This window comes from Erythrobacter sp. (assembly GCF_030066995.1).
Taxonomy (GTDB): domain Bacteria; phylum Pseudomonadota; class Alphaproteobacteria; order Sphingomonadales; family Sphingomonadaceae; genus Erythrobacter.
This window is the reverse complement of the sequence record NZ_JASJAP010000007.1, coordinates 68,276-91,542: the sequence shown is the minus strand read 5'-3', so window position 1 is coordinate 91,542 and position 23,267 is coordinate 68,276. Positions and strand designations below refer to the sequence as shown.

Annotated in this window: 26 protein-coding genes; 11 read left to right on the top strand and 15 right to left on the bottom strand. The window is 63.9% G+C overall.

The window, feature by feature from the left end; genetic code table 11:
* Positions 1-18: 18 nt before the first annotated feature.
* The 9 genes from murF to QNI87_RS15345 all read right to left on the bottom strand — a co-directional run bounded on the left by murF (position 19) and on the right by QNI87_RS15345 (position 9,170).
* The gene (gene murF / locus QNI87_RS15385; RefSeq protein ID WP_300598248.1) at positions 19-1,479 is read right to left on the bottom strand and encodes a UDP-N-acetylmuramoyl-tripeptide--D-alanyl-D-alanine ligase; all 1,461 of its coding nucleotides are present in this window, start codon (positions 1,477-1,479) and stop codon (positions 19-21) included.
* 8 nt (positions 1,480-1,487) lie between these two features.
* Complete coding sequence (locus QNI87_RS15380; RefSeq protein WP_300598175.1) at positions 1,488-2,999, bottom strand: UDP-N-acetylmuramoyl-L-alanyl-D-glutamate--2,6-diaminopimelate ligase; 1,512 nt, start codon at positions 2,997-2,999, stop codon at positions 1,488-1,490.
* On the bottom strand, positions 2,996-4,861 hold the full coding sequence (locus tag QNI87_RS15375; RefSeq protein WP_300598173.1) for a penicillin-binding protein 2: 1,866 nt from the start codon (positions 4,859-4,861) through the stop codon (positions 2,996-2,998). Before QNI87_RS15375 ends, QNI87_RS15380 begins: the two co-directional genes overlap by 4 nt.
* Complete coding sequence (locus QNI87_RS15370; protein WP_300598171.1) at positions 4,858-5,409, bottom strand: hypothetical protein; 552 nt, start codon at positions 5,407-5,409, stop codon at positions 4,858-4,860. The genes QNI87_RS15375 and QNI87_RS15370 overlap by 4 nt, the downstream gene beginning before the upstream one ends.
* Positions 5,406-6,362 carry a 16S rRNA (cytosine(1402)-N(4))-methyltransferase RsmH gene (gene rsmH / locus QNI87_RS15365; protein WP_300598169.1) on the bottom strand — a complete coding sequence of 319 codons (957 nt, stop codon included), beginning with the start codon at positions 6,360-6,362 and terminating at the stop codon, positions 5,406-5,408. The genes QNI87_RS15370 and rsmH overlap by 4 nt, the downstream gene beginning before the upstream one ends.
* On the bottom strand, positions 6,362-6,877 hold the full coding sequence (locus tag QNI87_RS15360) for a division/cell wall cluster transcriptional repressor MraZ (RefSeq protein ID WP_300598167.1): 516 nt from the start codon (positions 6,875-6,877) through the stop codon (positions 6,362-6,364). The genes rsmH and QNI87_RS15360 overlap by 1 nt, the downstream gene beginning before the upstream one ends.
* Positions 6,878-7,309: 432 nt before the next feature.
* Entirely contained in the window at positions 7,310-7,771 is a 462-nt protein-coding gene (locus QNI87_RS15355) for a hypothetical protein (RefSeq protein ID WP_300598165.1), read from the bottom strand.
* A gap of 16 nt (positions 7,772-7,787) precedes the next feature.
* The gene (locus QNI87_RS15350; protein WP_300598163.1) at positions 7,788-8,810 is read right to left on the bottom strand and encodes a cysteine synthase A; all 1,023 of its coding nucleotides are present in this window, start codon (positions 8,808-8,810) and stop codon (positions 7,788-7,790) included.
* Positions 8,811-8,852: 42 nt separating this feature from the next.
* Complete coding sequence (locus QNI87_RS15345) at positions 8,853-9,170, bottom strand: 2Fe-2S iron-sulfur cluster-binding protein (RefSeq protein ID WP_300598160.1); 318 nt, start codon at positions 9,168-9,170, stop codon at positions 8,853-8,855.
* 104 nt (positions 9,171-9,274) lie between these two features.
* On the opposite strand from QNI87_RS15345, the gene QNI87_RS15340 reads away from it, so the two are divergent.
* The 3 genes from QNI87_RS15340 to QNI87_RS15330 all read left to right on the top strand — a co-directional run bounded on the left by QNI87_RS15340 (position 9,275) and on the right by QNI87_RS15330 (position 12,809).
* Positions 9,275-9,892 (top strand): DNA-3-methyladenine glycosylase 2 family protein, encoded by a 618-nt coding sequence (locus tag QNI87_RS15340; protein ID WP_300598246.1) that lies wholly within the window; start codon positions 9,275-9,277, stop codon positions 9,890-9,892.
* Between the two features lie 65 nt (positions 9,893-9,957).
* Positions 9,958-11,922, top strand: coding sequence for a S9 family peptidase (locus tag QNI87_RS15335; RefSeq protein ID WP_300598158.1), 1,965 nt, complete (start codon positions 9,958-9,960; stop codon positions 11,920-11,922).
* Between the two features lie 62 nt (positions 11,923-11,984).
* Complete coding sequence (locus tag QNI87_RS15330; RefSeq protein ID WP_300598156.1) at positions 11,985-12,809, top strand: SDR family oxidoreductase; 825 nt, start codon at positions 11,985-11,987, stop codon at positions 12,807-12,809.
* A 3-nt stretch (positions 12,810-12,812) separates the two neighbouring features.
* Here QNI87_RS15330 and QNI87_RS15325 read toward each other — a convergent pair whose 3' ends face one another.
* Positions 12,813-13,106, bottom strand: coding sequence for a 4a-hydroxytetrahydrobiopterin dehydratase (locus tag QNI87_RS15325; RefSeq protein WP_300598154.1), 294 nt, complete (start codon positions 13,104-13,106; stop codon positions 12,813-12,815).
* A 65-nt stretch (positions 13,107-13,171) separates the two neighbouring features.
* Between QNI87_RS15325 and ccmA the strand changes: the two genes are divergently transcribed.
* From ccmA to QNI87_RS15310, 3 genes are all read left to right on the top strand, one after another.
* On the top strand, positions 13,172-13,783 hold the full coding sequence (gene ccmA, locus QNI87_RS15320; RefSeq protein ID WP_300598152.1) for a heme ABC exporter ATP-binding protein CcmA: 612 nt from the start codon (positions 13,172-13,174) through the stop codon (positions 13,781-13,783).
* The gene (locus tag QNI87_RS15315; protein ID WP_300598150.1) at positions 13,780-14,445 is read left to right on the top strand and encodes a heme exporter protein CcmB; all 666 of its coding nucleotides are present in this window, start codon (positions 13,780-13,782) and stop codon (positions 14,443-14,445) included. Before ccmA ends, QNI87_RS15315 begins: the two co-directional genes overlap by 4 nt.
* Before the next feature lie 65 nt (positions 14,446-14,510).
* Complete coding sequence (locus QNI87_RS15310) at positions 14,511-15,161, top strand: hypothetical protein (RefSeq protein ID WP_300598134.1); 651 nt, start codon at positions 14,511-14,513, stop codon at positions 15,159-15,161.
* Between the two features lie 10 nt (positions 15,162-15,171).
* Here QNI87_RS15310 and QNI87_RS15305 read toward each other — a convergent pair whose 3' ends face one another.
* The 3 genes from QNI87_RS15305 to QNI87_RS15295 are packed head-to-tail and all read right to left on the bottom strand — an operon-like array spanning position 15,172 to position 17,428.
* A complete protein-coding gene (locus QNI87_RS15305; protein ID WP_300598132.1) occupies positions 15,172-15,741 on the bottom strand; it encodes a CDP-alcohol phosphatidyltransferase family protein in 570 nt (189 codons plus the stop codon).
* 37 nt (positions 15,742-15,778) lie between these two features.
* Positions 15,779-16,606, bottom strand: a complete 828-nt coding sequence (gene map / locus QNI87_RS15300) for a type I methionyl aminopeptidase (RefSeq protein WP_300598130.1) — start codon at positions 16,604-16,606, stop codon at positions 15,779-15,781.
* A gap of 39 nt (positions 16,607-16,645) precedes the next feature.
* Positions 16,646-17,428 carry a DUF4163 domain-containing protein gene (locus QNI87_RS15295; RefSeq protein WP_300598128.1) on the bottom strand — a complete coding sequence of 261 codons (783 nt, stop codon included), beginning with the start codon at positions 17,426-17,428 and terminating at the stop codon, positions 16,646-16,648.
* 63 nt (positions 17,429-17,491) lie between these two features.
* Here QNI87_RS15295 and QNI87_RS15290 point away from each other — a divergent pair, with 63 nt between their 5' ends.
* The 5 genes from QNI87_RS15290 (at position 17,492) to glnA (ending at position 22,272) form a co-directional block, all read left to right on the top strand.
* Positions 17,492-18,877 carry a M17 family metallopeptidase gene (locus QNI87_RS15290; RefSeq protein WP_300598126.1) on the top strand — a complete coding sequence of 462 codons (1,386 nt, stop codon included), beginning with the start codon at positions 17,492-17,494 and terminating at the stop codon, positions 18,875-18,877.
* An 84-nt stretch (positions 18,878-18,961) separates the two neighbouring features.
* On the top strand, positions 18,962-19,324 hold the full coding sequence (locus QNI87_RS15285) for a hypothetical protein (protein WP_300598124.1): 363 nt from the start codon (positions 18,962-18,964) through the stop codon (positions 19,322-19,324).
* 5 nt (positions 19,325-19,329) lie between these two features.
* Positions 19,330-20,256, top strand: a complete 927-nt coding sequence (gene argC, locus QNI87_RS15280; protein WP_300598122.1) for an N-acetyl-gamma-glutamyl-phosphate reductase — start codon at positions 19,330-19,332, stop codon at positions 20,254-20,256.
* Positions 20,257-20,451: 195 nt separating this feature from the next.
* Positions 20,452-20,790: a P-II family nitrogen regulator gene (locus tag QNI87_RS15275; protein WP_300598121.1), complete on the top strand. Its 339-nt coding sequence runs from the start codon at positions 20,452-20,454 to the stop codon at positions 20,788-20,790.
* A 72-nt stretch (positions 20,791-20,862) separates the two neighbouring features.
* Entirely contained in the window at positions 20,863-22,272 is a 1,410-nt protein-coding gene (glnA, locus tag QNI87_RS15270; protein WP_300598119.1) for a type I glutamate--ammonia ligase, read from the top strand.
* A 64-nt stretch (positions 22,273-22,336) separates the two neighbouring features.
* Here glnA and QNI87_RS15265 read toward each other — a convergent pair whose 3' ends face one another.
* Together QNI87_RS15265 and QNI87_RS15260 are read right to left on the bottom strand one after the other, a co-directional pair.
* On the bottom strand, positions 22,337-22,984 hold the full coding sequence (locus QNI87_RS15265; RefSeq protein WP_300598117.1) for a hypothetical protein: 648 nt from the start codon (positions 22,982-22,984) through the stop codon (positions 22,337-22,339).
* Positions 22,977-23,195, bottom strand: coding sequence for a helix-turn-helix transcriptional regulator (locus QNI87_RS15260; RefSeq protein WP_300598115.1), 219 nt, complete (start codon positions 23,193-23,195; stop codon positions 22,977-22,979). Before QNI87_RS15260 ends, QNI87_RS15265 begins: the two co-directional genes overlap by 8 nt.
* Between the last annotated feature and the right edge of the window lie 72 nt (positions 23,196-23,267).

The following is a 23,267-nucleotide window of genomic DNA, read 5'->3' as shown; positions in this document are numbered from 1 at the left end:
ACGATCCCCTGGCGCGGCTCAGCTTTGCGCGCTCGTAAAGTGTGTCACCAGCTTGCCGAGACCGACCGAGTTGGACCCCTTTACAAGGACCGCATCGCCGTGCGTGAGTGAGAACTCTTCAAGCGCCGCAATCGCCTCGTCAGGTCCATCGCAATGCGCGAAGCTGGGGGCCTTGCCAAGCGAAGCCCCACGCGGTTTCCCCAATTCGCCCTCCAAAGCGCCCATTTCGTCGCCCACCAGTATCACGTGGTCGATCTGCGCCTCTATAAGCGGCTCACACAGCTGCGCGTGGAACCGATCGGAAAAGTCGCCCAACTCCTTCATCGCGCCGAGCACCGCGACGCGGCGATGCGCCGGTGTCTGCCCCAGCACGCGCAAGGTGGCGCGCATGGACGCAGGGTTGGCGTTGTAGCTCTCATCGATGAACAGCGCCTTGCCGCCGGGCACATCGGCGCTGAACCGCGCGCCGCGCCCCTTGAGACCGCCCATCTCGGCCAGGGCAAGCCCGGCGCTGGCCAGATCACCTCCGGCCGCCCGCACCGCCGCGATGACGGCGAGCGAATTGGTGATCCAGTGCTCCCCTGGCTCGGCAACGGTGTAACACAGGCGCTGATTGCCAAGGTCGGCGGTCACAAGCGAACCGCCATGCGGGCTTGGAATTGCGTCGAGCAGCCGGATATCCGCGTCTATGCCGCGTCCGAAGGTCACGATCGCAACCCCCAACCGCCGCGCGTGGCCGATCAGACGCTCGGTCTCGGGCAGATCGGCGGGGATGATCGCGGTTCCGCCTTCGGTCAGCCCGGTGAAGATCTGCGCCTTTTCATCCGCAATCGCCTCGATACTGCCGAGGTTTTCGATATGCGCGGGCGCGATGGTGGTGATGAGGGCAACGTGCGGGCGGACATGGCCAGCTAGAGGCGCGATTTCGCCCGCGTGGTTCATCCCCATCTCGAACACGCCAAAGCGCGCGCGGGCTGGTAGCCGCGCAAGGCTGAGCGGCACGCCGACGTGATTGTTATATGAGCGCACCGAGCGATGCGCCGCGCCCCGGCTGGCGCGGTCGAGCGCGTTGAAGATCGCCTCTTTCACCCCGGTTTTGCCCACCGATCCGGTCACGCCGATGCGCACCGCTTCGCTGCGCTCGCGCGCCGCGTGGGCGAGCGCTTGGAGCGCCATCGTAGTGTCCTCCACCAGAACGTGCGGGTAATCGACCGGGCGATCGGTGATCGCAGCCGCCGCGCCCTTCTCGAAAGCCATCGGGATGAAGCGATGCCCGTCCATCGCCTCACCCTTGAGCGCGACGAACAGATCGCCGGGCCGCACATCGCGGCTGTCCATCTCGACGCCCGAGACCTGGAAATCCGCGCTTGTAAGACCGCCCGTCGCCGCCGCGATCGCCGGCGCGTCCCACAGCGCCAGCGGCAGTGTGTCGCGCGCGGCCTTCGGCCAAGCGTGCAGCAGCGGACGCTTGCTAGCCATCGCCGCGCTCACGCCGCGCCTCCCTTGGCGAGCGCGCCTGCGCATTCGCGCGCAACCTCGACATCGTCGAATGGCAAGATTTTCATTGTGTCTCCTGACCCGATTATCTGTCCTTGCTCATGACCTTTGCCGGCGATGAGGATGATGTCGTTGGCCCCGGCCTCAGCAATGGCGGCGGCGATGGCTTCGCGGCGTCCGGCGACTTCGATAACGCTCGCTGCGCCGCCCGCCTCGCGAGCGCCGTCCCGAATCTGCGCTCGGATAGACCCCGGCGCTTCGCCGCGAGGGTTGTCGTCGGTGACGATAACGGTTTCGGCGCCGCGCGCCGCGGCTGCGCCCATGGGCGCGCGTTTGCCGGCGTCGCGATCTCCGCCCGCACCGAACACGGCGATGAGCCTTCCCGCTTTGGCGGTGTCGACATGGGGCCGCAGCGCCGCGATGGCCGCTTCCAGAGCGTCGGGCGTGTGCGCGTAATCGACATAGACCGGCGCCCCGGCAGGGGTCAGACACGCGCGCTCCAGCCGCCCGCGCACAGGGTTCAGGCGGCCCAGCGCGTCGAACACCTGAGCGGCAGGCGCACCCGTCGCGAGCGCGAGCCCCGCCGAAACCAGCGCGTTCGCCGACTGATACGCGCCAATCAGCGGAAGCCTTACCGTGTGCGCGACATCCGCGTGCTCAAGAGTGAGTGTCTGACCGAGTTGCGTCGCTTCACGGCGTTTGAGGCGCAGGAAATCACCGCCCTCGCCGACCGTGCGCACCTCCAGACCACGCCGATTGGCGCGCTCAATCGCCTTGGAAGTCCATTCGCCCGGCTCCGAGTCCACATGGATCACCGCAACACCTTCGTCCGCGACCACCTCGTCGAACAGCCGCATTTTCGCCTCGAAATACGCTTCCATCGTGCCATGATAGTCGAGATGATCGCGGCTGAAATTGGTGAAAGCCCCTGCCTTTACGCAAAGACCCTCATTGCGAAATTGCGAGAGGCCGTGGCTGGACGCTTCGTAGGCGACATGCGTCACGCCCTCGCGCGCCAATCCGCTCATATTGCTGAGGAAGGTGACGATATCGGGCGTCGTGAGCCCGGTTGAAACGCTGCCATCGGGCGTTGTGACGCCCAAAGTCCCGATGCTGGCAGCCGGGTGGCCGCACATGCGCCATATCTGGCGGGTCATCTCCGCGGTCGAGGTCTTGCCGTTGGTCCCGGTTACCGCGACGATGGTTTCCGGCACCGGAGTGAAAAACCCTGCGGCGAGCTGCGCGAAGGTGCAGCGCGGCTCGGCGCTTGCGATGTGCGATGCGCCCTCCACGCGAGCTTGCGGGCGCGCAACGACCGCCACCGCGCCCGCCTCCACAGCTGCGGGGATGAAGTCTTCGGCGTTGAAACGCGCGCCCCTGAAGGCGCCAAACACGGTGCCGGGCGCCACCTTGCGGTGATCGATGGCGAAGCCGGTCACCGACACCGAGCCCGCGGTCTCAATCTCCAGGCCGATCCGTCGCCCGAGCGCCGCCAGCTTCATGAACGATCCTTCAAAAGGTGTTCCAGATCGCTGACGTCGACATCGCGCGTGTTGTGCGGGCGCACGTCCAGCATCGGCCCGGCGCGGCGGATCAGGTTGCCGACAATCGGGGCTGCATTCCAATAGGCCGTGCGCGCCGGCGTTGCGTAGGTGATCTTGGGCTCATCGAGCGCGACCACCACCACATAGCGGGGGCGGTCCATCGGAAAGGCAGCGGCGAAGGTGCTGACAATGCGGGTCTTGGAATAGCGCCCGTCCACAAGCTTTTCCGCCGATCCCGTCTTGCCGCCGACGCGGAAACCCGTCGCTGCCGCGTTGGCGTTGCGGCCCGTCCCGTGCTTGGCGATGAGACGCAAGAGCTGACGCATCTTCTGTGAGGTAGAGGCCTTGAAGACGCGGGTGCCTTTCTCGCTCACGCCCGGCTCGGCTTTCAGCAGCGTCGCGGGCCGGAAAATCCCGCCATTGACCATCGCGGCGTAGGCATTCGCAAGATGGAGCGGGGTCACGTTGAAGCCGTGGCCATAGGCAGCAACCTTGGTCTTGAGCGCCGACCATTTGCCCTTGGGCCAGATGGGCTTGCCCACGTTCACAAGCTCGATATCGACCGGGCGGTTCATACCCAGATCAAGCCAGACGCCGCGCAAGCGTTCCGGGCCAAGCTTCTCGGCAACGCGCATGGTGACGGTGTTGGACGAATAGGCCAGCGCTTCGGGTATCGTCAGGCTTTTGCCCTTCTCCTCGTAATCCTTGAACGTGCGACCGCCTGCCTTGATCGGGCTTGCGTCCCAGCTGCGCGTCAGGTCGCGCACAACTCCAGCGTCAATCGCGGCGGCCACGGTCAGCGGTTTGAACACCGATCCGAGCTCATAGGTCGCAAAGGTCACGCGGTTGCGCGTGTTGGGCACGTCCTGCTGGTCGAGCCGGTTGGGGTTGAAATCGGGGAACGAGGCCATCGCGATGACTTCGCCCGTGTCAACGTCGAGCACCACGCCCGCCGCGCCGTCCGCGTTCGCGAGTCTCATGCCCCGGCCCATTTCGTCCTCGAGAGCGCCTTGCACCCGCACATCGATCGAGAGTTCGAGCGGCTCAGCGCGCAAATCGGGGTCCGACAGGCGCTCGTTTTGCGTCGCCTCAATGCCGAACTGGCCGTATTGCGTATCACCGTCGTCCGAGACCCGTCCGATAACGTGCGCGCCAAGGCGGCCTTGCGGATAATGGCGCACCAGACGCACGGGCGATTGCAGCGCGACCTCGCCCAGCGCAAAGACCGCGTTGGCTTCCTCGGGCAGGATGCGCTCGCGCAGATGTCCGCCTTTGCCCGACGCGAGCTGCGCCTCGACCGTCGCTTCGTCCATGTCGGGAAAGATCGACTTCAATTCGCGCGCCAGATCGGCCGGAGAACGCACAAGCGGGCTCCCGCCGCTCTCGCTCATCGCCTCGGGGTAGAAATAGAGCGAATAGGTCGGAAACGCGCCCGCGAGCGGCGCTCCGTTGCGATCGGTGATCTGTGCACGCGCCGGTTTGAGCGAGCCCGCGCCAAGCCGCTTCGAGGGGCCAGCACCGTCAAGGCCAAGCCACACGATCTGCACCAGCGCCACCAGCGCCAGAGCGATGAAGGCGAGCGCCAGCAACAGCACCCTTTGTCTGGCGTTGTTGAGAAGCCTCGCCCGGACGGACTGAGGCGATTCCGGCGTCGTGAAACCGCGCACCTCACGGTCGCCCTGGCCGTCTTGCTCACGCGTAGGGACGGCGGGGGCGGTAGGTTCGGACGCGCGCGATCGCCCGGCTTCGCCAAGCAGCTCGGGCACCGCGTCAAACAGGTTGCCCTGACGCGAACCGAGGGCGCGTGCGCCTGGCGTCATTCAGCGACCTCGCCGGTCAGGCTGGCGGTCGCCGAGGTCTGCGCCTTGGCCGGGCGAATGGGCGAGGCTTCGATCAGAAAATCCCCGAAGGCTTCGGTAAACAGCGTGCCCGCGTCATCGGGCGCCTGCGCCGAGGCGAGCGTAACCGGTCGTCCGGAGACGGGCGAGACCATGTCGCGGGCGGAGGCGGACGGCGCGCTCCCCGGATCGGCGCGCGCGACCCGGATCGGCGAGGGCGCACCTGGTCCGCGCGGCTGCCCGAGCGCGGCGAGCTGTTGACGCCCTTCAAGATACTGGTCCGCGCGCGGTGCGCCAAATCCCAGGTCCACCCGGTTCCAGCGCGCGAGCTGATGCTGGCTCGCGCGCGCCTGAAACTCGGTTTCGAGGCGCTGCTTGCGGATCTCAAGCCTGACGATGTCGATATCGGCCAGCAGAACCTCGTTGCGCACCGCATGCACGGTCAGGCTGAGCACCGCAAACGCGGCGATGCACACGCCCAGCACAACGCTCCATCCGATCTGGCGCAGGCGCGAAGTGGTCATCATCATGGCGTCATCCTTTCGGCAGTCTGTCGGGCAGGGGCGTTGGTGCGAACCGCGTGGCGAAGGACCGAAGAGCGCGCACGCGGGTTGCGCTCAATCTCCGCTTCGCTGGGGTGGATCGCCCTGGAAAGGCGGGTGAATGTCGGCGGCGGAGCGGGAATCTCTCCGGGCAGGTGACGCGAGACCGCGCGGCCCGCGCCCGATGCCTGGCGCAGGAAGCGTTTGACAATGCGATCCTCAAGGCTGTGGAACGAGACGACCGCCAGCACACCGCCCTCGCGCAGCAGCGCTTCGGCGGCGGCGAGCCCGGCGGTGAGCTCTCCCAACTCATCGTTCACATGGATGCGCACGGCCTGAAAGCTGCGCGTGGCGGGGTCCTTCTTGTCATGCGGGCGGTGGCCAAGCGCGCGGCGCACCACACGCGCCAGATCGCCGGTCGTCTCCAGCGGGCGCGCCGCGACGATGGCGCGGGCCACCCGGCGCGACTGACGCTCTTCGCCATACTGGTAGAGTACGTCGGCGATCGCGGCTTCGTCCGCGGTGTTGAGGAAGTCGGCCGCGCTTTCGCCCGACTGGCTCATGCGCATATCGAGCGGGCCATCCTGCTGGAACGAAAAGCCGCGTTCACCCTGATCGAGCTGCATGGATGAGACGCCGATATCCATCACCACGGCATCGACCTGCGGCACGCCGAGACGCGTCATCTCTTCGCGCATTGCGGAGAAACGGTGTGGATGCAGGCTGAGCAGACCGCCCCAGCGCGCAACGTCGGCCGCGCCGTTTTCGATTGCGTAGGGATCGCGGTCAAACCCGTAGACCCGCGCGCCGCGCTTGAGCAGCGCGGCGCTGTAGCCGCCCCAGCCATAGGTCGCATCGACCATGACCTTGCCCGGCGCGGGCTCAACCGCCGCGACCACTTCGTCAATCAGGACCGATGTGTGAAGAGCCTTGCCGACCATCACCCACCCCGCTTGCGCGATTTCGCCTCGGCCTCGGCCATGGCGTCTTCGCAGTCCATCAGGATGTCTTCGAAATCCTCACCCAGCTTTTCGAGCGTTTCCGGCGCCCAAAGCGTAAAATATGTCCCCATTCCATTGAGGTAGATGCCGGCTTCGATCCCGGCGCGCTTGCGCAGCGCTTCGGGCATGACGAAGCGACCGCTGTCATCGAAGGGCAGCTTGCGATAGCTGTAGAGGCTCATCCGGCGTCGATCGCGGTCGAAGGGTTCGCCCGTGCGCGCCGCCATGTCTTCCTCATGCGCCAGAAGGTTTTCGAGCTCGGCCTCATAATTGACGCCAAAGCCGATGAGGCACTTCCAGCCCTCTTTCCATTTGTGATGGCGCGCAAGGCACAGGGTCTTCTGCCCACCGCTTGCCAACTTGATGCCGTTGCGAAAGTCCGGAGGCAGGACAAAGCGACCCTTATCGCCCGCGGGCGAATAGGCCTGTCCAGAATATCCTCCAAACGCCGACACAGCGGCCACTCCCCTTCACCCTTGCCAGACCGGTCCCGATGACCGATCCCATCCTCAAACCGGTCGGCTTCGGGCGCAGCCCTCCCCGTGCCGACCCGCGCGTGAGCGCGAGCGGCGCGCCAATCGAGGGCATGGCGCGAGAAACAAGCGACGTGTTTGATGGAACCCGGTATTATCCGGGAATGATTGGGGATTCTAGGGTGAAATTAGGGATTTTAGGGGAAGTATCTGTAACTCACTCTTTTCTTTAGACTTTAGTCATGTCCGAGGCGCCGTCTGTTGGCATTCGACCTCGGGATTTCCCTAAGTCGCACCACGAATGCCCGGATTTTGCCTGCGAATCCCCTACCGTCCCATCCTTGGAGTCGCACCCACCCGCAATAGACCGAGCCAATCCCGCAAAATCCCCAGAGCATGCGGGCATCCAACTCCTCACCGAAGGTCATTCTGCAGCTCGTCTGTGCCCCTGGCATCGTCCTGCAGGTCGGACGGAGGGGTGTCTGGCACTGTGACTGCACCATCCTCGTCGGTCAGAATTGCGTCGTCCGGCTTCTCCGCATCGGTTCCGATCGCTTCGGGCTGTGCAGGAATGTCCGGCACAACCCCCGCATCTGCAAGCGGATCACGCTGCGCGGGCGTAGCGCTGGGCTCGGTTGTCGGCGCAGCGTCCGGCACCGCAGCTTCTTCGGCGATATCGGCCTGTCCACCAAGGATACTGGCGATCCCGATGACAAGGATCATCGCGCACAAGCCGGTGAGGCCCACTTGCAGTCGCTGGGTCGCCTCGGCGCGCGTGCCACCCAAAGGCGCGTTCTCGGGCGCTTCATCCCCGTCAGCGACCCGAAGTGGAGACACCGAGTTTCCCAGCCGTTCGAGAAAATTGCGCGCTGCCATGGCGCTGCGAACCCTATCAGCCCTCGCGGGGGCTTTCCAGCCAGTCAAACACCGGCAGACCTTTCGCCTTCAACCACTCAGCGTTGTAGAGCGTGGAGAGGTAGCGAAAGCCGGTGTCGCACAGAATGGTCGCCACTTGGGGCTTTTCGCGCCCCTGCGCGACCAGTTGCTTGCCCAGCTCAATCGCGCCGGCCACGTTGATACCCGACGACAGGCCAAGGCACAGCCCCTCTTCGCGCAGGAGGCGGCGCACCCACACAAGCCCTTCCTCGTCGGAGATGCGGAATTGCGTGTCGATCACCGCGCCTTCAAGGTTGGCTGTGATACGGCCCTGCCCGATGCCCTCGGCCACCGACGAACCTTCGGATTTGAGTTCCCCATGCGCGTAGTAATTGTAGAGCGCCGCGCCGTGCGGATCGGTCAGCGCGATGCGCACATCCGGGTTTCTTTGCTTAAGGCCCAGCCCGACGCCCGCAATCGTCCCGCCCGTGCCCGCCGCGCACGTGAAGCCGTCTATCCGGCCTTCGGTCTGCTCCCACAATTCAGGCGCAGTGCCTTCGATATGCGCGCGGCGATTGGCGACGTTGTCGAACTGCCCGGCCCAGATCGCGCCTTCGGTCTCCTGTGCCATGCGGCGCGAGACGTGCTGGAAATGCGCAGGATCGGCGTATTTGGTCGGCGGGACAAGGACAAGCTCGGCGCCCAGGGCCCGCAGCGTGTCCATCTTTTCCTTGGACTGGTTGTCAGGCATGACGATAACCGTCTTGTAGCCAAGCGCGTTGGCGACCAGAGCGATCCCGATACCTGTGTTGCCAGCCGTGCCTTCGATAACGGTGCCGCCGGGCTTGAGTTCGCCGCGCGTTTCGGCGTCGCGGATCATGTAGAGCGCGGCGCGGTCCTTTACCGATGCGCCCGGATTGGCGAATTCGCACTTACCCCAGATGTCGCAGCCCGCCACCTCGCTGGGCCCGGAGAGACGAACGAGCGGGGTGTTACCGATAAGGGCGAGCGTGTCGCCAATAGGCTTTGTGATGTTCATGCCCGAGCGGGTAATCCCTGCCCACGCGCGCCGCAATCAACTTTAATCTTCAGGCGCAATAGTCACCTTCAATCCGTCAAGCTCGGCGGAGAAGGGAACCTGGCAGGAAAGGCGCGAATTGTCCTTGCGGTGATCGGAGGATTCCAGCAGGTCGTCTTCGTCTTCGCTCATATTCGAGAGTGTGCCACCTGCGGTGTCTTCGACATAGATATGGCAGGTCGCGCAAGAGCAGCACCCGCCGCACAGCGCGAGCAGTTCATCAAACCCGTTATCGCGGATCGCTTCCATCACGGTGAGGCCGTCTTCGACGTCGATTTCGCTCGTTTCACCAGCGCGGTTGGTGACGGTCAGCTTGGGCATGGGTGTTACATCCTTTGCTCTTAATACAGCGCAAGGTGCGCGCTATCGGTCAAACCTCGTGGCTGCTAGGAGGTTCCGTGGCCAGTGGCAACGGTGAGATTGAGATGGGGTTGACCGCAGAGCGAATAAAGGAAGGGCTTGACGCGCTGGCGCAAAACGATGCGCGGGTGGCCGAGCAATTGGAACGGGTGGGCTATCCCCAAGCGCGCCTTCGCGATCGCGGCTACAAGACCCTTTTGCGCACGATCGTGGGCCAACAGGTGTCGGTCGCCGCGGCCAGCTCGATGTGGAACAAGCTGGAAACGGAATTGGGGGCGGACTTCACCACAACAGACCTGCTCGCCCGCGATTTTGACACGCTGCGCGCGTGCGGCCTTTCGCGCCAGAAGCAGGGCTATGCGCGCAGTCTTTGCGAGCTGGTAGAAGCGGGCGTGGTCGATTTCGACGCGATGCCCCAGGACGACGACGACGCCATCGCCCAACTTACCCGGATCAAGGGGATCGGGCGCTGGTCCGCCGAAATCTACTTGCTGTTCGCTGAAGGGCGCGCTGACATATGGCCCGCCGGAGATCTGGCCGTGCAAGAGGGGATCAAACGCCTCCTCGAGCTTGAAGAACGTCCCGGAGAGAAAGAAACCCGCGCGCTGGGCGAACAATGGTCTCCCCATCGCGGGCCGATGGCGATTTTTACCTGGCATTATTACGCAAATCCGGCGCTCTGAACCTTTCGGTGTTGGCATAACACCCGCCACTCCCTAGCTGTCCGGCGAACACACCGGGAGACACCATGACCGCCAGCCTCGACGCCTTTGCCCTTATCCCTCGCGAACATCTGTTCGGGAACCCGACCAGAGCCGCCGGACGGCTTTCGCCGGATGGGAAATGGTTAAGCTGGCTCGCGCCGCTCGATGGTGTGCTCAACATCTGGCTCGCCCCGCGCGATGATCAGGCGGCAGCCAAGCCCATCACCAGATCGACCGAGCGTCCCATCCGCAGTCAGTTCTGGGCGCCCGATTCCAGCGCGGTGCTCTACATTCAGGACAAGGGCGGGGATGAGAACTTCCTGCTTTACGCGGTCAACGTCGCAAGCGGAGACGAGACCACCCTCACCCCGTTCGAGAACACCCGCGTCGATATTGTGGGATCGTCCGAGACGATCCGCGATGCGCTTCTCATCGGCCTCAACAATCGGGACCCGCAATTCCACGACGTCCACCGCCTGAACCTCGCCACCGGCGCGCTAGAGCTGGTCTACGAAAACAACGCCTATGCCGGTTTCATGGCCGATGACTCGCTGACGCTGCGCATGGCGATGGCGCAGAACGAGGCGGGAGGAACCGACTATTTCCGCATCGTTGACAATGTGGTGGAGGCCGACCCGTTCGAAACGACCGCGATGGAGGATTCGCTCACCACTTCGCCCGCCGGCTATACGACCGATGGCTCGATTCTGTACTGGCTCGACAGCCGCGGCCGCGACACCGGCGCGCTCTTCGCGCAGGACACCGCCACCGGACAGCGCACGCTGATCGCCGAGCATGACAAGGCGGACATCTCCGGCACACTCAGCCACAAGCAGACCGGCGAGGTGCTGGCCTACTCGGTGAATTACCTCAAGACACAATGGACCGCGATCGATCCGGACATCAAAGCCGCGCTCGACTGGCTAGGCGAGCGGCTTGACGGTGAGTTCGCGATCACCAGCCGCACCTATGACGATCGCACCTGGATCGTCGCGAACGACCCCGTTACCACGCCGGCGCAGACCTTCATCTACGATCGCGAAGCGGAGACTTTGACGCCGTTTTACGTCACACGCCCCGAACTCGAAGGCGCGCCGCTCCAGCCGATGCACCCGATCGAAATCGATGCGCGCGACGGGCTCACCCTGCCGTCCTACCTGACGTTGCCGCCCGGCTCGGACCCCGAAGCCACAGGGCGTCCGGCGACGCCAGTGCCGATGGTTCTGCTCGTCCACGGGGGACCCTGGGCGCGCGATGCCTACGGCTTTTCCAGCCATGTCCAGTGGCTCGCCAATCGCGGCTACGCGGTGCTGCAGGTCAACTTTCGCGGCTCGACCGGCTTTGGCAAAAGTTTCCTCAACGCCGCCAACAAGCAATGGGGCCTGGCCATGCACGACGACCTTATCGACGCGGTCGAATGGGCCGTGGCCGAGGGCGTCACGGCCAAGGACACGGTCGCGATCATGGGCGGCTCCTACGGCGGCTACGCGACGCTGGCCGGGCTGACCTTCACGCCCGAAGTCTTTGCGTGCGGGGTCGACATCGTCGGCCCGTCAAATCTTGAGACCCTGCTTGCGACGATCCCGCCCTACTGGGCGCCGCTGGTAAAGACCTTTCACGAGCGCATGGGCGACCCCTCGACGCCCGAGGGCCTCGCCGCGCTCAAGGCTGCGAGCCCGCTTTACAAGGCCGACCAGATCACCAAGCCGCTTCTGATCCTGCAAGGCGCCAACGATCCGCGCGTCAAGCAATCGGAAAGCGACCAGATCGTAGGTGCGATGACGAAGGCCGGTATCCCGGTGACCTATGTCCTGTTTCCCGACGAAGGCCACGGCTTTGCCCGCCCCGTCAACTCGATCGCGGATAGCGCGATCACCGAGAATTTCCTCGCCTCGACGCTTGGCGGGCGCAGCGAGCCAATCGGCGAAACGCTCGCGGCAAGCACGGCGGAAATCCTTGAGGGCGCAGAACACGTGGCGGGGCTGGAAGCCGCGCTCAAAGGGGCATGACATTCGCCAGGCCCTCGCCTAATTAGGTTCGCGAAAGACAACCTATCCGGGAGAGGGATCGTATGAGCGCATCGACAAACGGGGCACCCAAGCGCTCTATATTCATCACCGGCGGCGGATCGGGGATCGGGCGCGCAATCGCGACCCATTTTGGCGAGCGCGGCTGGTTTGTCGGCGTCACCGACATTGATGAGCAGGGTATGGAAGACACGCTCGGCCTGATCCCGGGCGGCTTCAAATACGCGCACAAGCTCGATGTGCGCGACCGGGCGGCCTGGGATGTTGCGCTCGAATCGTTCTCGACCGCAGCCGGAGGGCGCATCGACGTCGTCGTCAACAACGCCGGAATCGGAACGGGCGGCCCCTTGGCCGAACTTGAGGTCGAAGAGATCGATCGCTGCCTCGATATCAATTTGCGCGGCGTCCTCTATGGCGCGCAGGCGGCCTACCCTCACCTCAAGAAGACCGCGCCGGGGTCAGCCATCGTCCACATGGCGAGCGCGGCCGGGATTACCGGGGGCACAGGAATGAGCGTCTACTCCGCAACCAAGTTCGGTGTGCGCGGGATCGCCGAAAGCCTTGATGCCGAGTGGGCCGCCGACGGGATAAAGTCATGCTCCATTTGCCCCAGCTTCATCGACACGCCGCTGCTTGAGGGCACCGGAAACCGTAACTCAAACGAAACGGTCCGCTCACGGGTGCAAGAAGCTGGCCTCGAGATCACGCCGGTCGAGGAAGTCGCCAAGACCGTGTGGGACGCGGTTCACGGCGAGGATCTGCATTACCTCGTCGGCAAGACCGCCAAGTCCCTCAACTTCGCCAAGCGCTGGATGCCGGGGCGGGTGCGCAAACGCAACCGCGATAGCGCCGCGCTGTTGGGGCGCTGAGGCTCAGCTCACCAGCGCGTCGATTGCGCGCGCCATATTGGCATCGCGCGTCGAAAGCCCACCGGCATCGTGCGTGGTGAGCGTGATCTCGACCTTGGCGTAGACGTTGAACCATTCGGGGTGATGATCGTGACGATCGGCGATCAAAGCCACGCGGCTCATGAAGCCCCATGCCTCGGAAAAATCGCTGAACTGAAACGTGCGCTGAATGGCCTTGCCCTCGCGCGTCAGTTCCCATTCGGGATGGTCGGCGAGCAGGCGGGCGCGGTCATCGTCGGAGAGTTCGGGCACGGACATCTGGCTGAAGCTCCTTGGCAAAGGTGAGTTGTGAGCGGGAACGCTTTTCCCTAACGCGTGACGCGATGCAAGGTTCTGAGAGCCCCCGGATTTTCGCGCATGACCTCGCCTGCCGCCGGGGCGACCGGGTGCTGTTCCGTCGGTTATCGCTCGATCTGGGTCCGGGGACGGCCTGTCACGTGACCGGCGCGAACGGGAGTGGGAAGACAACACTGATCCGCACGCTTGCAGGTCTCACCCCGCCTTTGACGGGAACGGCGCGCTGCGAAGGCGCCGTTGGGCTGTTTGACGAGCGCATCGGCCTTGATCCGGAACGCACGCTCGGCACAGCGCTCGATTTCTGGTTCGCACTCGACGGCGCTTCGGACCCATCAGCGGTGCTTGAACGGCTGTGCCTTTCAACGCTGGTCGATGTACCGGTGCGCTATCTCTCCACCGGTCAGCGAAAGCGCGCGGGTCTCGCCCGGCTGCTGGGACAGAACGCGCCTGTGTGGTTGCTCGATGAACCGCTCTCGGGACTCGACACCGCCTCGCAGGCGTTGGTGAGCAAATTGATTGCCGAGCATCTCGACAATCAAGGGACCGCGCTGATCGCCTCGCATCAGGCGCTCGATGTGCCGGGCCTGGAAACGCTGGCGATCGAGGATTTTGCCGTGCGCGAAGAGGCGCTTCCATGATCGGCTGGACCCTGCGGCGCGATCTGGGGCTGTTCTTTCCCTTCGCCGGCGGCGCCAATGGAGGGGGCGGGGCGGGCGCGGCTTTGCCCGTCATCTTCTTTGTCGCGGTCGCCATGCTCTATCCCTTTGCGGTGGGGCCGGACGCCGCCACGCTCGCGCGCACGGGCGGCGGGGTCGTGTGGATTGCCGCGCTGCTCGCCGCGATCCTGCCGCTCGACCGGCTGGTGACGCGCGACATCGAGCTTGGCCATTTCGATCAGCTGCGCCTGCGCGGAATGAGCGAGGAGGCGATGATGGCGGTGCGCATGCTCGCCCATTGGCTCAGTTTCGGCCCGCCGCTGATCCTCGCCGCCTTTCCCGCTGCCGCGCTGTTGCAGCTCGACGGACCGACGCTGCATCTGGTGCTGATCGGGTTGCTGGCGGGCACGCCGGGTCTGGCCGCGATCGGCCTTATCATCGCGGCGCTTACTGCCAGCCTTCGCAGCGGAGCGGCGCTCTCGGGCCTGCTGCTGATCCCGCTCGCGCTGCCGATCCTGATCTTCGGCGCGGGCGCGCTGGCGCGGCAGGATGAGGCCAGCCTGGGTTTCGTCGCCGCGATCAGCCTGGGGCTTGTCGCGCTCGCGCCGTTCGCTGCGGGAGCCGCCATCCGTGCCGTGCGTTGAGCCCCATTATGGGGTTGATTATCCAGGTTTACGAGTCGCTTTTCGACACCTCCCGAGCCGCTCCGATGAGCGCGAGAGAAGCCAATCGACTGCTCGGCCATATCGCGGCCGCGCTGGTCGTGTTCACGGTAACGGCCTTCGCTCTCAAGGTCATCGTCCACCCCGAACGCGCCGCACGCTACACGCCGCTGGTCACATTCCACGCGGTCACGATGTTCGCCTGGATGAGTCTGCTGGCGAGCCAGGCCTATCTCGCCAGCGCGGGGCGCATGAAGCTTCATCGCTGGTTTGGTGCCGTCTCGCTGGCACTCGTCGCGGCGCTGAGCGTTTCGGGCGCGATCGTCTCGATCGATATCGGGCGGGAGTTCGGGCGCCCGGAAGTCACCATCGTCAACATCGCGGCTTTCGTGACCTTTATCCCGCTCTATGTCGCCGCGATTGCATTTGCGCGGAAGCGCAAGATGCACGCGCATCGCCAAGCGATGCTGATCGGCACGCTGGCCTTCATGACGCCGGTCTACGCACGCGTGACCGATGTGCTCGGCCTGCCCCCGCAAGTCGCCATCGGCCTGCAACCGCCGCTGACCATTGCCATCACGCTCGGCTACGAATGGGCCGCGCTGAGACGCGTGAGCAAGGCGACGGCGGCGATGCTGGCGTTCTCGGTCGCGGTCGTGCTGGCGATGGTGGCGGTGCTGGCCATGTGGTTTGTGTGAGCCATCCGCCTCAGCTTTCATCATCTCCGTCCTCATCGCGCAACAGCACAACGCTGCCGAGATCGGACCGGAAGCGGCTTAGGCGGATGGTCGTGAGAACGGATTCCAAATTGGCCAACACTCCCAGGCTCACGACCGTGAGCAAGAACGGGCGCGAAAAGCCGAACAGGTAAAGCCAGATGACAAAGACAGCGGCGAGGAACGCGGCCGCTTTTGCCGAGAATAGGTGATAGGCAGGAAGCCGGCGGAAGCGCAGGAGACAGGCTGCGGCGGCTGCGGCGTAGCTGGCGAAAAAGGCATAGAGCCACGCGGCGTCAGGCTCCAGAAACCGACGCTCGAAGAGAAAGACTCCCAGCAGTGCGGCGAGCGTCGTCGAAGCATCCGCAATCGTATCCAGCCTTGCCCCGCTGCGCGAGGCCTTGCCAAGCCACCGGGCGATCGGCCCATCGACAAGGTCGGTGAAATAGCTGACAATCAGGAGGATGAAGAACGCGTCTCGCTGCCCTGCCAGCGCCATCGCCGCGATCACCGGCGCCGCTGCAATGCGGTAGAATGTGAAGAGATCGGCGACCGAGCGCATCGGTTCGCAGCCTGCGCGCTATCGACCGCGACCGTCGTCAATAGGGCGGCTTGTCTTTACCCGTCGGGCTCTTGGTGAAGATCTCCACGCCGTCCTCGGTGATCGCGAGGCTGTGTTCGAACTGCGCGGAGAGGCTCTTGTCGCGGGTGACCGCGGTCCAGCCGTCGCCCAGCACCTTGGCCCAGGGTTTGCCGAGATTGATCATCGGTTCGATGGTGAAGAACATGCCGGGCTTCAGTTCCGGCCCCGTGCCCGCCTTGGAAGCGTGGACCACTTCGGGCGCGTCGTGGAACAGGCGGCCCAGACCGTGCCCGCAGAACTCGCGCACCACGCCGTAGCGGAACTGGCGCGCGTGCGCTTCGATCGCGGCGCCGATATCGCCGAGCCGCGCGCCGGGCTGCGCCGCCGCCTCGATACCCAGCATCAGGCAATCATAGGTCACATCGACCAGCCGCTTGGCCTTGATCGAGGGTTCGCCCGCAAAGAACATCCGGCTTGTATCGCCGTGCCAGCCATCGAGCAGCGGGGTGACATCGACGTTCAGAATATCGCCGTCCTTGAGCAGCTTTGGCCCCGGAATGCCGTGGCAGATCACATGGTTGATCGAAATGCACGAGGAATGCGTGTAGCCGCGATAACCAAGTGTGGCCGGGACCGCGCCGGCGTCCAGCATCATGCCCCGGATCGCATCGTCGATACTCTGCGTCGTCACGCCCGGCTGCACCAATTCGGCGACCTCGTCGAGGATCGTGGCGGCGAGATGCCCCGCCCTTCGCATCCCTTCAAAGCCTTCCTCGGTGTGGAGCTTGATCGTGCCGTCGCGGTAGACGGTCTGGTCGCTTTCGATGAGCTGATATTCGGTCATCGCGGCTATATAGCGAACGGTTCGCAAAATTGCGAGCCATCAGCCGCTGCCCGCAAAGGCGCTTTGATAGGCGGGCCTGACCGCTTCCAGAAGGTCTTCGCTCACATCGAGGGTGATGACATAGGAGCCCTCGGCGTAGGACCCGGCGACATAAGGCGCGGCCAGAAACTGGACCGCATCGATCGTCTCACCCTGCGATGAAATCAGCGCCACGGCTAGATCGCCCAGCGGCGGACAATCACCGGACACATCAGCCCCTCCCAGCTTTCTGCCTCGCTCTTCCGCCAATTGCGCGCAGAATTGCGCGCGCGTTGCGGCATCAAAGGCGGCCGGCGAGGTAAAGAGATCCAGAGCGGCGAGTTCGACGCTGGCCTCCTTGTCCCACACGGTCGTCATGAAGAACGAATTGCCGTGCGCGCCGCCTGTGTACGCGTAGTTCTCGCCGACGAGGCTGAGCAGCAAAGGCGTGTCGCCGACCAGCTTCCATTCCCACGTTGTCTGGAAAACGCGATAGGGATAGCCGTATTGTTCGGCCTCGGCCTGGGCTTCGCGCGCCATGGCCTCGAATTCTTCCCGTGCGGTGATCGCCCGCGCCTCAAACGCGGTGTTGAAGGCTGGGATGGCGACCACTTGCGCCGGCCAGGCGTAGCTGAAGTTGAACGCCGCGTTCTCGACCAAAATCTCGCGTTTCTCACCCGCGTCGTCAGGAATGGCCGCGGCATTCGCGCTGGCCGCGTTGATCTCGCTGTTCATCTCCTCCGACGAAGAACACGCGGCGAGCGCCGCCAGCGCCGAGGTCGCTATCAGAATTCTTGTCGCCATGTTCTTCGCCCCCGATCAGCATTTGAGACGTGACAAGCCTAGCCACTTGATTATGCACGCGCCATGACAGAAATCTCCGATCTTATCGCGCCAGACCGCGGACAAGAGGCCACCGCCATCCACCTTGTGACCAAAGCGGGTCTGGATGACCGGCTCAAATCGCTCAGCGCGGGCCAGCGCGCCAGCCTGGCCGCGCAAAAGTTCGAGGGCGCCGCCGGGCAGATCGGGATTGTGCCCGATGGCGAGGGCGTGTTCGTTCTTGGCGGGGTTTCCGACCCCGAAGATCTTTCAAGCTACAGCCTCTCCGCCCTGGCCGAGAAGCTTCCGGCAGGCACGTATCGCCTTGTTGACGCCGAGCCAGGCGCAGCGATGTTTGGGTGGCTGACCGCGCAATATCGCTTCACCCGCTACAAGGATGATGAGGACGCGCAAGGCCCTCGGGTGCTGCTGACCGATCAGGTTGGACGGATCGAGGCCGCGGTGGCCGAAGCGCTGGCCGAGATGAAGGTGCGCGATCTCGTCAACACGCCCGCCGAGGATATGGGCCCCGCCGCGCTCGAAGCCGAAATCGAAGCGCTGGCGAAGGCGCATGGCGCGACGTTGAAGACGATACGCGGAGACGAATTGGAGACCGGCTATCCGATGGTCCACGCGGTCGGCCGCGCTGCGGCGCGCCACCACGCCCCGCGCCTGATGCACCTGAGCTGGGGCGATGACACTCACCCGGTCGTTGCGATTGTAGGCAAAGGGGTGTGCTTCGATTCCGGTGGGCTGGACATCAAGCCTTCGGCGGGAATGCGCTTGATGAAAAAGGACATGGGTGGCGCGGCGCACGCAATCGCCCTGGCGGGGCTGATCATGGCGGCCAAGATACCCGTGCGGCTTCACCTGCTGGTGCCCGCGGTCGAGAACGCGATCTCCGGCCCCGCCTTTCGTCCGGGGGACGTGCTTTCCAGCCGCAAGGGTTTGAGCGTCGAGATTCACAACACCGATGCCGAAGGTCGGCTGATCCTTGGCGATGCCCTCACTCGCGCGAGCGAGGAAGAGCCCGAACTCATCGTCGACTTTGCCACACTCACCGGGGCCGCGCGCGTTGCGCTGGGGCCGGATTACGCGGCGATGATGGCGCGGCGCGACGAGACAGCGGACGAACTTGCGAAACTGGGACGCGAGGTCGAAGACGAAGTCTGGCGGCTTCCTCTGCCCGAGGCCTATCGCGAATATCTGAGCTCCGACATCGCGGACATGACCAACGCGCAGTCCAACCCTTACGCGGGCGCGAGCGTGGCGGGGCTTTTCCTCGATCGGTTTGTGGGAGAAGGCATTGACTGGGTGCATTTCGACACCTTTGCCTGGCGCCCCTTTGCCAAGCCCGGGCGCGCCAAAGGCGGCACGGCCTATGGTCTGCGCGCAGCCTGGCGCCTGCTTCAGGCGCGCTATTCCAGTTAGGGACAGGCAACCGCCCCACGCTTGCCGCGCACAAACGTTACCGCTAAGCGCGGCCTTTAGGGGGCGAACAAGGAAAATAACGGCATGGGCCGCGCAGGCGACACGGCATCTCAGTACACTCTGCCAAGCGGTGATCTTGGCCTGAAAGGTCCGGTCGAAAAGCCCGCGCCCGGCACGCTTCCGCTGCGCGGAGACCTGGCGCATATCGCGCTGGCGGGCACCCATCTGGCGGCGCATTATGTCATTCCCGGTCGGGCCAGCGTGCGCGCCGAGCGGACCAATATGCGTTATCTCGCGCGCGACGATGCCGATGTGAACGTGGTGCTCAAAAAGGGGCACGCGCTCGAAGTGCTCGATATCGGCAAGGATTGGGTGTGGTGCTGTCTGGGTCCGGAAGGACCGAGCGGCTATGTTCACACCGACTGCCTTGACCTGACAGCGGGTTGAGCCGCGTGCCGACCCGCATTTTCATCGATGGCGCGGCGGGCACGACGGGACTGGAAATCCGCGAACGGCTTGAAGGGCGCAGCGAATTTGAGCTGCTGGTGCTGGATGAGGCGGAGCGCAAGGATGAAGCGGCCCGTCGCGAGGCGCTGCACGAAGCCGACGTGGCGATCCTGTGCCTGCCCGACGATGCCGCGCGCGAAGCGGTGAAGCTGGCGGAGGGGTCCGACACGCGGATAATCGACGCGTCCTCCGCGCACCGCGTGGCGGATGGTTGGACCTATGGCTTTCCCGAAATCATCGGCTCAGAGAATATCGCCAATGCGCAATTTGTAAGCAATCCTGGATGCTATCCCACTGGGTTTCTGGCACTGATAGCCCCGCTCGTCAAAGCGAGGTTGCTGCCCGGCGATTGGCCGTTCACCTGCAACGCGGTGAGCGGGTATTCAGGCGGCGGAAAAGCGCTGATCGATCGATATACGGGCGAACCGGATCTGGCGTTTCGCACTTACGGCCTGACCCTGGCGCACAAACATCGTCCCGAAATGCAGCGGCACGCGGGCCTGAAGCACGGCGTCCTCTTCGCGCCATCGGTTGTGCCCGCCTTTCGCGGAATGATCGTCGAGGTGCCCTTGCACCTGGGCGCAATGTCCACGGACCCACACGCCGACAGTCTCCGCGTCACCCTGGCCGAACGCTATGCGGACTCGCAAATCGTGAGCGTATACGAGCAGGCGGCGCCGACGGAGCTGCTTTTGCTCGACGGCGCACAGCCCCATGACGGCATGGAGCTATTCGTCTTCGGCAATGAAGGCGGCTGGAACGCGCGCCTGATCGCCCGGCTCGACAACCTTGGCAAAGGCGCGAGCGGGGCTGCGATCCAGAACCTCAACATCATGTGCGGCCTGCCCGAGACCACAGGGTTGCGGCTTTAGCGTTGCCTAAAAAAAAGGCAATCTCGCCTCTCCCATAAGGGTGGTTGCGCTGCGCCGCACAATATTGCTACTTCCTTAGGCATACGGGATGATCCTTGCGCGTCGCCAAGAGTTCGCTACCCCGATACGACACACTCGGCCGCGATTCTTGGTCGATTAGAACACAACCAGCGCTCGGGGCGGGAACAGGCTTACGTGAAAAAGATCGAAGCGATCATCAAACCCTTCAAACTCGACGAGGTGAAGGAAGCGCTACATGAAATCGGAGTCTCCGGCATCACCGTGCTCGAAGCGAAGGGGTTTGGCCGTCAGAAAGGGCACACCGAACTCTATCGCGGAGCGGAATACGTCGTTGATTTCCTGCCCAAGGTGAAGCTCGAAGTGGTCGTCGCCGACGATCAGGCCGAACGCGTGGTCGAGGCCATCGCCGGCGCGGCGCAAACGGGCCGGATCGGGGACGGGAAGATCTTCGTCTCGACCATCGACACAGCCATCCGCATCCGCACCGGCGAAACCAATCAAGACGCGGTCTAGGCCGCGTTCCCTCTCGCGCGCCGGCAGCGGCGTGCGCATTCCCAAGCCACTTCAATCTGGAGGCAAGACAACATGGCAAGCGTGAAAGACGTTCTCAAACAGATCAAGGACGAGGAAATCGAGTGGGTCGACCTGCGCTTCACCGATCCCAAGGGCAAGTGGCAGCACCTCACCATGTCGGCCTCGGTCATGGACGAGGACGCGCTGGAGGACGGCCTGATGTTCGATGGCTCGTCGATCGAAGGGTGGAAGACCATCAACGAATCCGACATGATCCTGAAACCCGATATGGACGCGGCCTATATCGACCCGTTCAGCGCGACGCCGATGCTCAGCCTGTTCTGCAACATCGTCGAGCCTTCGGACGGCCAGCTCTATTCGCGTGATCCGCGCTCGACCGCGACCCGGGCCGAAGCCTATCTCGCCTCAACCGGCATTGGCGACACCGTCTATGTCGGCCCTGAGCCCGAATTCTTCATGTTCGACGATGTGCGCTTTGAAGACGGTTACGCAGGCTCTGGCTACGCGATCGACGATATCGAGCTCCCGACCAATTCGGGCAAGGAATACGAGATGGGCAATATGGCCCACCGTCCGCGCGCAAAGGGAGGTTATTTCCCCGTCGCGCCGGTCGACAGCGCGATGGACATCCGCGGCGAAATGGTCGCGACCATGATGGAAATGGGCCTCAACATGGACAAGCACCACCACGAGGTGGCCGCGGCCCAGCACGAACTCGGCATCACGTTCAGCTCGCTGACCACGGCGGCGGACCAGGTGCAGATCTACAAGTATGTCGTTCAGCAAGTCGCCCACGCCTATGGCAAGACGGCGACCTTCATGCCTAAGCCCATCAAGGAAGATAACGGTTCCGGCATGCACTCCCACATGTCGATCTGGAAGGACGGAAAGCCCACCTTTGCGGGCAACGAATACGCAGGGCTATCGGAAACCTGCCTCTACTACATCGGCGGCGTCATCAAGCACGCCAAGGCGGTGAACGCCTTCACCAACGCCACGACCAATTCGTACAAGCGTCTGGTGCCAGGATTCGAGGCGCCGGTGCTGCTGGCCTATTCGGCGCGCAACCGCTCGGCCTCGTGCCGCATTCCGTATGGCGCGGGCGAGAAAGCCAAGCGCGTCGAGTTCCGCTTCCCCGATGCGCTCGCCAACCCCTATCTCGCCTTTTCGGCGCTGCTGATGGCGGGTCTCGACGGGATCGAGAACAAGATCCATCCGGGCGAGGCGATGGACAAGAACCTCTACGACCTGCCGCCAGCCGAACTGGCCGAAGTGGCGACCGTGGCGGGATCCTTGCGCGAAGCTCTTGAGGCTCTGGAAGAAGACCACGAATTCCTGCTCAAGGGCGATGTTTTCTCGGTCGACCAGATCGAGGCTTACGCAGAGCTCAAGTGGGAAGAGCAGATGCGTCTCGAAACCACTCCGGCTCCGGTCGAGTTCGATATGTATTACAGCTCGTAAGACCAAAGGATCACACAAGAACAGAAAGGGCCGCTCGGGAAACCGGGCGGCCTTTTTTGTTGGTTCACCGCAGCTTCAGCATCCCCCGGCGTCCCGCTGCGATGCAGGTCGCCAGCAGCACCAGCGCGTAAAAGCCCGTCATGACATCCAACGGGGCTGGCGGCGCGAGCAGGTCTGCGTGCGCAGCCATCGCCCAGCCGCCGATTACGCAGAACACCAGACCGTATGCCCAGACGGCAGCCTCTCGGTTCACCGCCATCATCAATTCGTCGGAGTGGCGATACGAAACCGCCGCGAAATAGCATCCCAGAACGATGCCAGCTGCCGATACCAGAAATGAGTGTAAGGGACTGATCGGGCCAGCGGGTTCGGCCAGGGCAATGACCAGTAGCGCCGCGCCCCACGAACCGAGCGCGAACGCTGAATTGAGCACCATGGCTCGCATTTCCTCGATCTCTTCGGCATCCTCGACATTAAGGACGTTCTCACCGAACTTTGGGACTGCCGTACCGACGAGCACCAGCCCGGCTGTGGTCAGATACATGACGGCAACCGCCAGTGCGATGATCACCGACATGCTCAATTCGTAGCCGGTCTCCACTGACGTTTCGCCAAAAGCATATCCGCCGAAATAGCCGATGACTCCGGCACCTAAAGACAGAGCCGCGATCGTCACAAGCTTGCGGCTTATGCGCTGGTCTTTGTCAGTCATCGTCGTCATCTCCTGGCTCCCAATGATCCACAAACAGATCAGGCACACTCACCGCGAACAGCTTTGCCATGCGCAAAGCGAGCGGCAGCGAAGGATCGTATTTATCGGTCTCAACCGCGTTGATCGTCTGCCGCGACACGCCGAGCCTGCGGGCAAGCTCACCCTGGCTCCAGCCATGCTGTTCGCGGTGATACTTCAATCGGTTTTCCAACGAATCGCCCCTAGCGACCTGACAAGAGCTCTTTACTGTAAAGAACTCTTGTCAGTCAAGAGCTCTTGTCAC